Annotated in this window: 10 protein-coding genes; 4 read left to right on the top strand and 6 right to left on the bottom strand. The window is 71.2% G+C overall.

Translation table 11 applies throughout. The features are described from left to right. Positions 1–188: 188 nt before the first annotated feature. The 5 genes from ACQPXM_RS14180 to ACQPXM_RS14160 are packed head-to-tail and all read right to left on the bottom strand — an operon-like array spanning position 189 to position 6,352. On the bottom strand, positions 189–2,180 hold the full coding sequence (locus tag ACQPXM_RS14180; RefSeq protein WP_432948606.1) for a vWA domain-containing protein: 1,992 nt from the start codon (positions 2,178–2,180) through the stop codon (positions 189–191). Between the two features lie 33 nt (positions 2,181–2,213). Beyond that, positions 2,214–3,611: an ATP-binding protein gene (locus tag ACQPXM_RS14175; protein ID WP_432948604.1), complete on the bottom strand. Its 1,398-nt coding sequence runs from the start codon at positions 3,609–3,611 to the stop codon at positions 2,214–2,216. Positions 3,612–3,652: 41 nt separating this feature from the next. Then, the gene (locus ACQPXM_RS14170; RefSeq protein ID WP_432948602.1) at positions 3,653–4,348 is read right to left on the bottom strand and encodes a MerR family transcriptional regulator; all 696 of its coding nucleotides are present in this window, start codon (positions 4,346–4,348) and stop codon (positions 3,653–3,655) included. Then, positions 4,345–5,628 carry a serine hydrolase domain-containing protein gene (locus ACQPXM_RS14165; RefSeq protein WP_432948600.1) on the bottom strand — a complete coding sequence of 428 codons (1,284 nt, stop codon included), beginning with the start codon at positions 5,626–5,628 and terminating at the stop codon, positions 4,345–4,347. Before ACQPXM_RS14165 ends, ACQPXM_RS14170 begins: the two co-directional genes overlap by 4 nt. A gap of 10 nt (positions 5,629–5,638) precedes the next feature. Then, the gene (locus ACQPXM_RS14160) at positions 5,639–6,352 is read right to left on the bottom strand and encodes a Clp protease N-terminal domain-containing protein (protein WP_432948598.1); all 714 of its coding nucleotides are present in this window, start codon (positions 6,350–6,352) and stop codon (positions 5,639–5,641) included. 65 nt (positions 6,353–6,417) lie between these two features. On the opposite strand from ACQPXM_RS14160, the gene mug reads away from it, so the two are divergent. Further along, positions 6,418–6,951 carry a G/U mismatch-specific DNA glycosylase gene (gene mug, locus ACQPXM_RS14155; RefSeq protein WP_432948596.1) on the top strand — a complete coding sequence of 178 codons (534 nt, stop codon included), beginning with the start codon at positions 6,418–6,420 and terminating at the stop codon, positions 6,949–6,951. A 9-nt stretch (positions 6,952–6,960) separates the two neighbouring features. On the opposite strand, the gene ACQPXM_RS14150 is transcribed toward mug, so the two are convergent. Next, the gene (locus ACQPXM_RS14150) at positions 6,961–7,890 is read right to left on the bottom strand and encodes an alpha/beta hydrolase (protein ID WP_432948594.1); all 930 of its coding nucleotides are present in this window, start codon (positions 7,888–7,890) and stop codon (positions 6,961–6,963) included. Between the two features lie 166 nt (positions 7,891–8,056). On the opposite strand from ACQPXM_RS14150, the gene ACQPXM_RS14145 reads away from it, so the two are divergent. The 3 genes from ACQPXM_RS14145 (at position 8,057) to ACQPXM_RS14135 (ending at position 13,162) form a co-directional block, all read left to right on the top strand. Next, a complete protein-coding gene (locus tag ACQPXM_RS14145) occupies positions 8,057–8,635 on the top strand; it encodes a TetR/AcrR family transcriptional regulator (RefSeq protein ID WP_432948593.1) in 579 nt (192 codons plus the stop codon). Positions 8,636–8,757: 122 nt separating this feature from the next. Next, entirely contained in the window at positions 8,758–9,732 is a 975-nt protein-coding gene (locus ACQPXM_RS14140) for a small ribosomal subunit Rsm22 family protein (protein WP_432948591.1), read from the top strand. A gap of 25 nt (positions 9,733–9,757) precedes the next feature. After that, positions 9,758–13,162 (top strand): hypothetical protein, encoded by a 3,405-nt coding sequence (locus ACQPXM_RS14135; protein WP_432948589.1) that lies wholly within the window; start codon positions 9,758–9,760, stop codon positions 13,160–13,162. Positions 13,163–13,168: the final 6 nt, after the last annotated feature.

Genomic DNA, 13,168 nt, shown 5'->3' with positions numbered 1-13,168 from the left:
CCGAAAACCAGTCCAGTTGAACACTGGTCTCACGCAGAGATCGTGATGCTGCCCACACGAGCCTTGGCGGAAAACCCTTGCCACGTTGACAACGCAGGACATCGGGTGACTTTTCCGTCGAAACGCCGAAGCAGGGTGTCACCCACCTTCGAGATGGGTACACACCCTGCTTCTTGGGGTCCAGCGGGTCAGAGCTTGCGACGCGTCCTCAGGTAGTCGCCGACCACGGCCGCGCCGAGACCGTCGGCGTCGGGCGCCAGGACCCGCCCACCACTGCGCCGGGCGAGCAGATCCACGAACGCCTCCAGCCGCGGATCGTCGCCGAGCCGGAAAACGGTCAGCGAGGCACCGAGCTTGGCCAGCCGGTCGACCTCGAAGATCGTCTTGCGCAGCGTCGCCGGCTCCGGCGGGTAGGAGAACTCCGCCGTACCGTCGGGCTCCAGGTGGGCCGTCGGTTCGCCGTCGGTCACCATCAGGACGACGGGCTGGGCGTCCGGGTGCCGGCGCAGGTGCCGGCCGGCGAGCAGCAGCGCGTGGTGTGCGTTGGTGCCCTGCTCCCAGGTGCCTTCCAGTCCGATCAGCTGCGGCAGCTCCACCACCGAGGCGTACCGGCCGAAGGTGATCAGCTGGAGGGCGTCGTTGCGGTAGCGGGTCGAGATGAGCTGGTGCAGCGCGAGCGCCGTCCGCTTCATCGGGAGCCAGCGGTTCTCCTGGACCATCGACCAGGAGGTGTCCACCAGCAACGCCACCGCCGCCCGGGCCCGGTGCTCGGTCTCGGCGATCTCGACATCGGCGACGTCGAGCTTCACCCGGCCGTCAGCCCGTCCGCCGGTTTTCGCCGCGATGGGCTCGCCGGCCGTTCGCAGGACGGCGTTGCGAATCGTCCGCGGCACGTCCCACGACTGGGTGTCGCCGAACTGCCACGGCCGGGTCGAACCACTCAACTCCCCCGCGGCCCCGGCCGACGCCGACTCCCGCTCGCCCGACTGCCCACGCGCGGTCCGCAGTACGTCGGCCAGCGCGGTCTGCCCGAGTTGCCGCAGCGCCTTCGGCGACAACCGCAACGATCCGTCCGGAGCGCGCTCCAGCAGACCCTGGTTGCGCAGCTCGCGTTCCAGCTCGCTCAGCCGGCGCGCGTCGACCGTCGCCTCGTCGCCGAGTTGCCTGGTCAGTGCGTCGAGGTCGATGTCCTCCAGCCGGGCCCCCGGATACGACTGCGAGAGCTGCTCGGCCAGCGCGTCCAGCTCGGCCAAGTCGTTCATCGCCTGCGCGCCCTCGGCGAGACCGAGCGGGTCGTCGCCGCTCATCCGCTCACCCGAGTACCAGTCCTCGCCCGGTCGGAGCGCCTGCAGTTGCGCGTCGAGCTGGGACAGCTGCTGTGACAGCTCAGGACTCCCGAACGCCTGCTGCGAGAGCTGAGCCAGCTCGGCCCGCTGCTCCGGCGTCATCGAGTTCATCATCCGTTGCGCCGCGGCCGCCCGCCGGGCCAGCGCGTCGATCAGCTCGTCGACCGTGCGGGGGTTCTCCGGGAAGAACTCGCCGTGCTTGGCCATGAACTGCTCGAACAGCTGGTCCACGTCCGGCCGGCCCTGCGCGTGCGCGGCGAGCAGGGCGTTCAGGTCGGCGAGCATCTCGTTGACCCGCGCGACGTCCTCCGGCGTGGTGTTCTGCAACGCCTCCTTCATGCCCTCGAACCGCGACCCGAGCAGCTCCTTGCCGAGCAGCTCGCGGATCTCCTCGTACTTCTGCCGGGCCTGCGGCGACTGCCAGTCGTACTCGGCCAGCTCCCGTACGGCGGCCGCCGTACCGGACGGCAGTGCGTCGAGCTGCGCTTCGCGGAACCGGGCGTCGTCGGACGGGTTCGGGAACAGGTCGTGTCGCTCGGCCTCCAGCGCTTCGTCGAGCAGCCGCTGGACGTCGCGCAGCGTGCCTTCGAGGTTGTGCCGGGACTGGATCTCGCGGCGGCGCTCCCACAGCCGGCGGGTGAGGTCGTCGAGGCCCTGCGTGTTCCGCGTGCCGCGCCGCAGCAGCTCCTCCAGCGCCGACCGCGGCGACGACCCGGCCATCACGTCCCGGCCGAGCTCGTCCAGCGCGTCCCGCAGATCCACCGGCGGCGCCAGCGGATCCGGCCCTTCGTGCCAGGGCCCGTACGACCAGCCTTCGGGAATCGCAGCGGTCATCTCAGCCCTCCTTCCGGGCTTACCGGTCTCACGTCAGACCCCGTAGACCGTGGTGTCGTCGTCGGCGTCCTTGGCCAGTCGTTTCGACAGGTACAGCGCCTCCAGCGCCAGCTCGACCGCGGCCGCGATCCGGCCCGGCGAGTCGTCGGCCTCGACGTCCGCCCGCGCCGCGACGTCGTGCAGCACCGGCAGCTCGGGCAACGCCGACAGCACGTCGCGCCCGGGAATCCGCTCACCGGTCGTCACCAAGTGGCCCTCGGCAACCGCGTTGGCCAGCGGCGTCAGGTCCAGCCCGGCGAACCGCTCGCGCGCGGTGTCGGCAACGGACCGGCGCAGCAGGTACTCCAGCAGCTCGGTCTCGCGCCCTTCCTCACCAGGCTCGAACTCCAGCTTGCCCCGCAGTACGGCGGGCACGGCCTCGAGGTCGACCGGTCGAGCGACGGCCGGCTCCTCGCCGGTGATCGCGCTGCGCCGCAGCGCCGCGGCCGCGACCGTCTCGGCCGCCGCCACCGCGAACCGCGCGGACACACCCGAGCGCTGGTCGATCGCCGTCGACTCCCGCAGATGCCGGACGAACCGCGCCAGCACCTCCAGCAGCGGCTCGCCGACCTCGGCGGTCAGCTCGGCCTCCTGCCGCACGACGTCCACCTCGGCGTCCACGTCCAGCGGGTAGTGGGTCCGGACCTCGGCGCCGAAGCGGTCCTTCAGCGGCGTGATGATCCGGCCGCGGTTGGTGTAGTCCTCCGGGTTGGCCGTTGCCACCAGCAACACGTCGAGCGGCAGCCGCAGCGTGTAGCCGCGGACCTGGATGTCGCGCTCTTCCATCACGTTCAGCAGCGCGACCTGGATCCGCTCGGCCAGGTCGGGCAGCTCGTTGATCGCGACGATGCCGCGGTGCGCCCGCGGCACCAGTCCGAAGTGGATCGTCTCGGGGTCACCCAGGCTGCGGCCCTCGGCGACCTTGACCGGGTCGACGTCGCCGATCAGGTCACCGACCGACGTGTCGGGCGTCGCGAGCTTCTCGGCGTACCGCAGGTCGCGGTGCAGCCAGGCGACCGGGAGGTCGTCGCCGAGCTCGGCGGCCCGGCGCCGGGAGGCGGGCGTGATCGGGTCGAGCGGGTGCTCGGGCAGCTCCGCTCCCTCGATCACCGGCGTCCATTCGTCGAGCAGCCCGATCAGCGTGCGCAGCAGGCGGGTCTTGCCCTGGCCGCGCTCACCGAGCAGGACGACGTCGTGCCCGGCGAACAGCGCCCGCTCGAGCTGGGGAATCACGGTTCGGGAGAACCCGACGATGCCGGGCCACGGGTCGTCGCCGGCGCGCAGCTTGGTCAGCAGGTTGTCGCGGATCTCGGCTTTGATGGTGCGGGGAAGGTAACCGGCGGCGCGAAGCTCGCCCGCCTTCCGGGGAAGGTCAGCAGGTGCACTAGTCACCCTGACGACGTTAGCTCGCTCACCCCAACAAACACCCGCGGTTATCGGTTCAGGTACCCGTCCAGCAGTGCCGCGCCGTGCAGCATCGCCCTGGTTCGCCGGTCGTGCGCCGCCCTGCGCTCGGCGACGGCGGCCCGGAGCGCCTCGGTGCTGCCGGTACGCCGAAGTCCCTCCAGCACCGGCCGGATCTGGTCGAAGCTGTAGCGGCCCTGGCGCAGCATGTGGATGATCCGCGCGTCCCGCACCTGGGCCGGCTGGTAGCGGCGGTAGTTCGTGCCGCGTTCGCGTGCCGGAGTGAGCAACCCGGCGGCTTCCCACACGCGCAGTGCCGACGTCCTGATGCCCAGCTGATGAGCCAGCTCGCCGACCCGCAGCGGCGGACCTGCCACCGGTTGGCCGTCGAGGAACTGCTCGGCCGCCGCGCCCAGCGCCTCGCTCGCGGTGTCCGTGGCCCGTCGTTGCTCGTGCAGCTCCGCGTGACACTGGTCGATCACCCGGAGTGCCAGTTCTACGTCCCCGTCGTGCACCGCGCGCATGATCAGCTGCGCGCTCTCGGCACCGAAGCCCGGCGCCAGAGCGCGGTAGGTCAGCAACGCGGCGAGGTGCTGTTCGTCGTACTGGCGGTAGCCGCTCTCGGTGCGTGGCGCCTCGGGCAGCACGCCGGCCGCCTCGTAGTTCCGGATCAGCTGGGTCGACACTCCGACCCGCCGCGCGAGGTCGACCGGCCGCAGGCTCATCCCCGATCCACCCGTGGCGTCACGCGGCCGGAGGTGAACAAGTACGTCGGCCGGAACGTGATCGGCGTCCAGGGCTGACCCTCGGACTCCCGGGTGACGAAGTGATCGCCGTCCAGCGGCTCGGTCGGCAGCAGCTCGAAGTCCTGTACCGGCTCCTCGGCGAACGCCAGCCGGTCCCCCGTCGCCTGGTAGGTGAGCAGCAGCTTGCCGTCCCGCCGCAGCACTTCGATCGCCGCGCTGGCCCGCCCGTAGCGCCCGAGATGCTGGTCGGCAGGCACCGCCGCGTCCGCCGGCTGCGGCGCGGCAGGCACACCGACCCCGGTGAGGTGCGTGAAGACCTCGGTCGCCAACTCCTCGAACAGTGCCGGCGCGTTGCCCGAGTTGGTCAGCAGGCAGAACGCGATCCTCGCCTCCGGGTCGATCCGGAGGAACGCGAGCTGCGAGATCGTCATGCCGTCATGCCCGAACAGGCGGCGGCCCGACCAGTCGTACAACCGCCAGGCCAGCCCGATCTCGGCCAGTCCGCCGGTCCCGCCCGGGTAGGTGACCTGCGGCTCGCGCATCTCGGCGTACTCGTCGAGGTGCAGTTGCGCGAACTTCAGCAGGTCCTCGGCCGTGGCGGCGATCAACCCGGCCGGGCCGATGCTGCGCGGCAGTTGCCAGGTCGAGACCACGGAGCCGTCGCTGGCCAGGTGCCCGACTGCCGCGCGGTGCAGGATCGCCTCCTCCGGCAGCGTTGTCGTCGCGGTCAGCCCGAGCGGCTCGACCAGCCGGGCCCGGAGCGATTCGTCCCAGGTCCGGCCGTCGAGCACCTCCACGATCCGCCCGAGCAGGACGAATCCGGCGTTGCAGTACGAGTACGCCGTACCGGGGTCGAACAGCTGCGGTACGTCGGCCAGCAGTTCGACGTACCGCTCGACGCAGTCGTCACCGCGTCCGGTGTCGGTGAACACGTCGCCGTCGATCCCGCTGGTGTGGGTGAGCAGCTGCCGGACCGTGATCCGCGGATCGATCGATGCCTCCGGCAACAGCTTGACCACCGCGTCGTCCAGCGCCAGCCGGCCCTCGGCGGCCAGCTGGACGATCATCGTCGCCGTCCAGGGCTTGGTCACCGAGCCGATCTGGAAGACCGAGTCGGCCGTCGTCTCGACACCGGTCCGCCGGTTCAGCACCCCGTACGGCGCGATGGTCTGCTCGCCGTCGACCCACAGGCCGAGCACCGCGCCCGGTACGTCGTACTTGGCGGCCAGGTGCGTCAGTCTCGCGGTCCAGTCAGGCACGAGGCCAAAGCTACTTGCCCTTCGTCAGCGCCTCCAGCGCGGCCCGCACGCCGTCGCGGGCGGCCTGCTCGGACAGGCCGAGCTGGTTCAGCACCTTGGCCGCGATGCCGCCCGGGTAGTTGTAGAAGGCGAGCAGCAGATGCTCGGTGCCGATGTAGTTGTGGCCCAGCAGCAGCGCCTCCTCGGTCGCGTAGCCGATGACGTGCGAGGCGCGCGGGGTCATCGGGAGCTCGTCCGCCGTTGCCGCGTCGCCGGCAGCGGTCGGCGGGGCCTCGGCGTCGATCGCCGCCAGTACGGCGTCCTCGGTGAGGCCGGCCTCGATCATCACGAGGGTGGCGACCGACTGCGGCTCGGTGAACAGTCCGAGCAGCAGGTGCTCGGTGCCGACGAAGCCCTGACCGCGCTCGCGAGCGATGCCCGAGGCGGCCTGGATGACCACCTTGGTGCGCAGCGTGAAGCGTTCGAGGTCGAGCTTGACCGGCCAGGAGTCGGCGAACCGCTTGTGCGCGGCCTGCTTGCTGACGCCGAGCACCGAGCTGATCTCGACCCAGGACTTGCCGGCGCCGCGGGCCCGGTCGACGAAGTAGCCGAGCGCGGCGTCGGAGGTGGCGGTCAGGTCGGAGATCGTGCTGGAGGCGGTCGCGAGTTGCTGGAGGACGTCGTCGGTGCCGGCGTCGTGGCGGATGGTGTCGATGAGCTGCTGGAGATCAGGTCCGGGAGTCATGCGTCAACCTTAGGTTGACGACCACCCTCGCGTCAACCCTAGGTTGACGAAATAGAGTGGGCCGCATGCAGCCGCTCGGCGATCTGATCAAGCCCGGCCTTCGGGTCCTGTTCTGCGGCATCAACCCCGGGCTGGTGTCCGCCGCGACCGGTCACCACTTCGCCCGGCCCGGCAACCGGTTCTGGCCGGCCCTGCACCTGGCCGGCTTCACGCCACGGCTGCTGAAGCCGGCCGAACAGGGCGAGATCCTCGAGCTGGGCCTTGGGATCACCAACGTCGTCGACCGGCCGTCCGCGCGGGCCGACGAGCTCAGCAAGGCCGAGTTCCGGGCCGGCGGGGAGAACCTGGTCCGCAAGGTGCTGGAGTTCGAGCCCGAGTGGCTGGCGGTGGTCGGCATCACGGCGTACCGGGACGCCTTTTCGTTGCCGAAGGCCACGATCGGCCGCCAGGACCGCACGATCGGCTCCACCCGGGTCTGGGTCCTGCCGAACCCCAGCGGCCTGAACGCGCACTACACGTTGCCGAAACTCGCCGGGGTCTTCGCCGAACTGCGGACCGCCGCCGCGCTGCCCGATCTCTCCACCGGCTCCGCGGCCTGACCCGGCCGGTCAGGCCAGGGCATCGCGGAGCGTGCGGACCGCCAGCTCGATCGCCGCGGTGGCGGCGTGGGTGTCGCGCAGCGCGTCGAGCATCACGAAGTCGTGGATGATCCCGCCGAAGCGCACGGCGGTGACGGCGACGCCGGCCTCGCGCAGCTTCGCGGCGTACGCCTCACCCTCGTCGCGCAGCACGTCGGCCTCACCGGTGATCACCAGCGCGGTCGGCAGACCGGCCAGCTGCTCGGTCGTCGCGCGCAGCGGTGACGCGGTGATCTGGTTGCGCTCGTTCTCGTCCTGGGTGTACTGGTCCCAGAACCACTTCATGCCCTCGCGCTGCAGGAAGTAGCCCTCCGCGAACTCGTGGTACGACGCGGTGTCGAACGACGCGTCGGTGACCGGGTAGAACAGCACCTGCTGCTTGAAGGTCAGGTCGCCGCGCTCCTTGGCCAGCAGCGTCACGGCGGCGGTCAGGTTGCCACCGACCGAGTCGCCGGCGATCGCCAGCCGGGTCGCGTCCAAGCCTTCGCTCTTGCCTTCGGCAACGATCCAGCGGGCGACCGCGTAGGCCTGCTCGATCGCGTGCGGGTACCGGACCTCGGGCGACAGGTCGTACTCGGGGAAGACGACCGCGGCACCGGCACCGACGGCCAGCTCGCGGACCAGGCGGTCGTGGGTGTGCGCGTTGCCGAAGACCCAGCCGGCGCCGTGGATGTAGAGGATGACGGGCAGCTCGCCCGTCGTACCGGCCGGCTTCACGATCCGCGCCTTGGTGCCGTCGGCCGCGGTGATCCACTGCTCGTCGATCGGCAGCTTCGGGTAGTCGGTGGTCTGCACCTCGTCGACCAGCTTGCGGCCGTCGGCCGGGTCGAGCTGGAACAGGAACGGGGGCAACGCGGTCGCGTCGGCGAAGGCTTGGGCGGCGGGCTCCAGGACGGTCATCGGACTCTCCTCCAGAAGATCGAAGCGGTGAGAACGGGCGTTCTCTCCGGATGTCCGCTACTCTAGAGAACGTTGGTTCTCCGCGCAAGCGGGGTGTCCTGGATCACTCGCGACCGCGCTCTCGACGAGGTGGTCGCCGGCAGCGAGACGGTGGAGGCTGAACACGATGGCGATCGACACGGCGACCGCACAGCGGCAGGTGCTGGACGCGGCCGACGCGCTGTTCTACGAGCGCGGCGTGCAGTCCGTCGGCATGGACGCGATCCGGACGGCGTCCGGGGTCTCGCTGAAGCGGCTCTACCAGCTGTTCCCGTCCAAGGACGCGCTGATCGAGGCGTACCTGCACCAGCGCGACCAGCAGTGGAAGGACATGCTCGCCGAGCACGTCGACGCGGCGACCGACCCGCGCGAACGGATCCTGGCGGTCTTCGAGTTCCTGCACACCTGGTTCACCCAGCGCGACTTCCGGGGCTGCGCGTTCATCAACTCCTTCGGTGAGCTCGGCGCGGTCTCGCCGCGCGTCGCCGAGCTGGCCCAGGAGCACAAGGCCGGTTTCCGCCAGGCGCTGACCGAGCTCGCCGAGGCGGCCGGTGCGCCCGATCCCCAGCAGTTGGCCGACCATCTGATCCTGCTCAGCGAAGGCGCGATCACCACGTCGGCCATCTCCGGGTCCGCTGAGCCGGCCCGGCACGCTCGCGAGGCCGCGGTGCTGCTGATGCAGGCGTCTCTTCCCGCCAAGTCCTGACAGACTGCCGTCGCGAAGTCCTGACGGCCTGTTGTTGTCTCTTCCTCCCGCCGGCCGTTGTCCGTACTTCCATCTTCGACGCACTAGGATTCGCGGTTGCCGGTGCAAACGAAGGACGGACGATGGCTGACCTGCCGCAGGATCTGCGGACCGCGCTCGACGCGGCGCTGAGCAGCGTTCCCGGCGCCCAGCTCACCGCCACGTTCCAGCGCCTGAGCACCCGCTACCGCGAGGAACAAGCCGCGACCACCCCGATCATGGCGACCCCCGCCGACGTGATCACGTACTCGGCGTACCGGATGCCGGCGACCTTCGCCGCGGTCCGTTCGGCGCTCGAGCAAGTCTCCCTGCAGCTGCCCGACTTCACCCCGGCGCGGCAGCTCGACATCGGCGGCGGCACCGGTGCCGCACTCTGGGCGGCGACCGACGTCTGGCCCTCGCTGAGTGCCGCCACCGTGCTGGAGCAGGTCCCCGAGGCAATTGCCCTTGGCAAGAAACTCGCACTGAACGCAGAGTCCCTCGCGGTCCGCGACGCGACCTGGACCACCGGCCGCCTGGACCAGACCACCTTCGCGTCCGCGGACCTCGTCACCGTTTCCTACGTGCTCAGCGAGCTGTCCACCGCCCAGCAGCAGGATCTCGTCGCTCAGCTCGCCACCCAACAGGGTCTGGTCGCTCTGATCGAACCGGGCACCCCCGGTGGCTACGAGCGCATCGTCGCCGCCCGCGACCAGCTGATCGCCGCCGGACACCGCGTGATCGCCCCCTGCCCGCACAACCTGACCTGCCCGATCCCCCGCGGCCGCGACTGGTGCCACTTCACCAGCCGCGTCAACCGCAGCGCCGTCCACCGCCGGACCAAGGGCGCCGAACTCGGCTTCGAGGACGAGAAGTTCTCGTACGTCGTCACCAGCCCGACGCTGCAGACCCAGGCCGCCAACCGGGTCGTCCGCCATCCCCAGCAACGCAAGGGCCTGGTCTCCCTGCGGCTGTGCACCGGCGACGGCGAGCTGCGCGAGGAGATCGTCTCCAAACGCCAAGGCCCGCTCTATCGCGCCGCCCGCAACACCGAGTTCGGCGACCCCTGGCCGAGCTGACACCGGCGGTCGGCAGGATGGGCCCATGCGAGCCGCTGATCTGCTTCGGTCGATCGACCACCTCCCGTATGCCGACCGCGCGCGGACCATCGCGCGGGATGCGCTTCGGCTCCGAGGCACCGCCGACCTGACCGCACTGCTCGCCGAACTGGGCGACGGACCTGCCGACCAGAAGGTGATCGGGCTGCAGATCGCGCAGATAACCGGCAGTACGGCGTACGTCGCGGCGCTGCTGCGAGACCGCGATCCGTCGGTCCAAGCTCGCGCGCTGGCCGCGGTCGGTCGCTGGAGCAGATCGGGCGCGCCCGCCGTCTCGGACGACGACCTGCGGATCCTGCACGACGACGCTCCCGCCGCGCTCCGCCCGAAACTCCTGCAGGTGATCCGCCGGACCGGACGCCGGCTTCTCGCCGCCCGGCTGATCGACGAGCAGCGGGACCGCTGGGGAGACCAGTACGCCGCAGCGCTGCTCGACAGCACCGACGACGAGACCGTACGGCGCCTGCTGCCGGAGCTGGCCTACTGCCTTTCGCCCGGTCAGTGGCAGCGGCTGACCCGGCGCCACCCCGAGGTCGTTCTGGCGTACGCGACCGAAACACTGCCCACCGGCTCCGATCGCGACGAGTGGTGGCAGGGCGTGGGCCACGGGGTCACCGCGGCGCTCGACCACGATGCCACGCGGGTCCTGGGCCTGATCAAGAGCGCGCTGCCCGCCGACGAGCTTCCGTGGGCCGTGGTCACCGTCCTCGGCCGGCTGACGGACGTCGATCCGGCCGGCGTGCTGGCCCTGCTGCTCGCGCCTGACCGGGCGAGATCACTCCGGAGAGCGCTCACTCCGGCGTTCCGGCGCCGCCTTCATCGGTACTCCGACGAAGAACTGGCAGCACTCGGCCGGCTCCTGTGGGACGGCGCTGCGAGCGGTCACGGCGGGTCGGGTTCGCGGCCCGCTCAGTGGACCGGCCCGATCGGTAGCGCCCTGAGCGGGCTCCTGCGCGACCTTCCGCCGTCTCGCCGGGCCAGTGTTTTCACCTTGGTGACCAGCGACGTCGACCTGTCCCAGAGCGCGCTCTCCGGCGATCTCCTCGACGTTCTCCCCCGGGCCACGCGCACCGAGCAAGCGCGCCGCATGCTCGCCGTGCCGAGCATCGCCGCCGACCTGCACCGCCGCTGGGACGTCAGCTCGTACCTGCCGTACGACGAAGCCTTCGCCCTGCTCGGGCCCGAGATCAACCGGCCCGAAGCAGCCGACCGAGCCGCGGTCTACCGCGCTGTCGTCTCGGCAGCGGGCCGGACGCGCGCGTCGGCACCGGTCCAGCACTCGCTCTCTTGGGCCGCTCGGGTCCGCAACGATCGCGACCCGGTCCGCCAGTCCGTGCTCACCGCGGCGTCCGAGCTTCCTCCATCGGTGCTGAGTGACGAACTCGTCGAACCACTGCAGACCCTGCTCGCCGATGCGCTCGAAGCGCCCGACACCTCCTGGCCAAGCCGGGCCGCACTCACCGAGATCGCCCGCTGCGCCGTCCATCAAGGGGCCCAGCGCAACCAGTCCGCGTTGCTCGACTGGGGCCTGCGCGCCCACGCCGCGATCACCGAGAACCGCGGAACGGTCGACCTCGACGGCATCGTCGACGGACTGCCGCGCGGCCGGGAGAGCGCGATCTACGCCGCCCTGCGTCCGTACCTGGAGAGCGCGGCCGAGCGGTCGGAGTTCAAGCTGCTGTTCGCCGTCGCGGACGCGTTCGGCCGCCGCGGCTGGGACAACGAGCATTTGCACGGCCTGCTCGAAGTCGCGCTCTGGTCCAACCAGGAGTTCACCGTCGGCACCGCGGCGTACCACTGGCTCGCCCCGGACCGAACGCGGGCCGAGCGGGTCGGCAGGATCATCGCGCGCGACCTCGCCATGGTCCAGTGGGACGCGGTCTGGGCCGCCGTCACCGAGGTCCGCACCGATCTGCTCGACGTCGTTCTCGCTGATCCCGCCCGGAGCGGTCTGTTCGAACGCAACCACGCGCCCTGGCGAGTCGGCGAGACCGCTCTGCGCCGCTGGCTGCCCCGCCAGCACCGCCGGTACGCCGAAGTCGTCGCCGGCGTGGTCGACCACCCGAAGGTCCCCGACTGGACCCGTATCGAAGCCGTCCTGATGCTCGGCCGCCTGCCCGGCATCGGCCGTACGGCGGTCGAGCCGTTCCTGACCAGTCCGAACGTGAACTTGCGAGAGGCCGCGCTCCGGGCGCTCTCCTGGAGCGACCAGCCGCAACTCGCCCTCCCGGCTTTGCTCGCCCACGCCGGCGACGACCGCGCCCGAGTCGCCATCTACGCGGCGCGCCGAGCGGCACGGTTCGTCCGGCCGAGCACGCTGGCCGGACTCCTGCATCCGGTGCTGGCCGGCGAGGGGGCGAAGGTCACCTCCCGCAAGGAAGCCGCCCGCCTGCTCGGCGAGCTCCGCGCACCGGGCGCGGCCGGCGTACTGGCCGAGGCTTGGGTCGACGCCCATCGCGACGTGCGCGCGGCGATCACCAGCGCGGCCTCGCAGTACCTGCTGCACGAGCCGGCCAGCTGGGCGTTGCTGCAGCAGGCGGTCCACGACAGCGCGGCCACCGCGACGGTGCTGACCCAGCGGACGCCGTACGGGCTGGCGGCGAAGTACCGGTTCCGCTACGCCGACTTGCTCATCGCAGTGACCAACCGCCCCGAGCCTGAGGTCGTGCGCCTCGCCCTGCTGTCTCTGCACCGCTGGGCCGGCTGGAACCCGGCGGCCGCGCCGGTCACCGCCGCCTTCGTCACCGACCTGACCTCCCGCAACTGGAACGACGCCACCACCGCGCTGGTGGCCATGGTCGCCGCCGGACGCGGCATCGACGAGCTGGCCGGAGCCGTCCGGCTGCTGGTGCGGCTGGAGAACAACCCACAGGTCCCGAACGCGCTGCCCGACCGCGACCACCCCGCGCGGCAACGTCTGACCACCGTCGTCCAGCGCGTGGCGGCGGCGTTGAGCGCTCGGTCTGTGGAGGACCGCCAGGTCCTTCGCGCGATCGCCGACGAGCTCACGGATCCGCCGTACCTGCACCTCTGCTTGAAGCTGCTCACCACGGCGCTCCGCCCTGCCCACCTCGCCGAAGACCTCGCGACCATCAGCGCCGGCCTCGGCAACCGTCCCCTGGCCGCGGCCGCCGCGGCCGACCTGATCGCCGGTCACCTGGCCAGAACCGAAGCCCACTGGACACCGGACGACCTGCTCCCCGTCGCCACGACCCTGTCGACCAGCCCGAGCCTCACCGACGGCCTCATCACCCACGCCCTGCTGACCGCCGCCGGCTCCCGCACCGGCTGGAACGCCGCCTGGCGGGACGCGCTAGTTGCCCTGCGCAACCACCCGGACGAGGACGTCCGTCACCGCGCCCTGGACCTCACCACCAGCCCGGAGAACTGACCGGCC

It is taken from the genome of Kribbella sp. CA-253562 (assembly GCF_050942265.1).
Classification (GTDB): Bacteria; Actinomycetota; Actinomycetes; order Propionibacteriales; family Kribbellaceae; genus Kribbella.
Note: the sequence above shows the minus strand (reverse complement) of the source record. Positions and strands in the feature narration are given on the sequence as shown.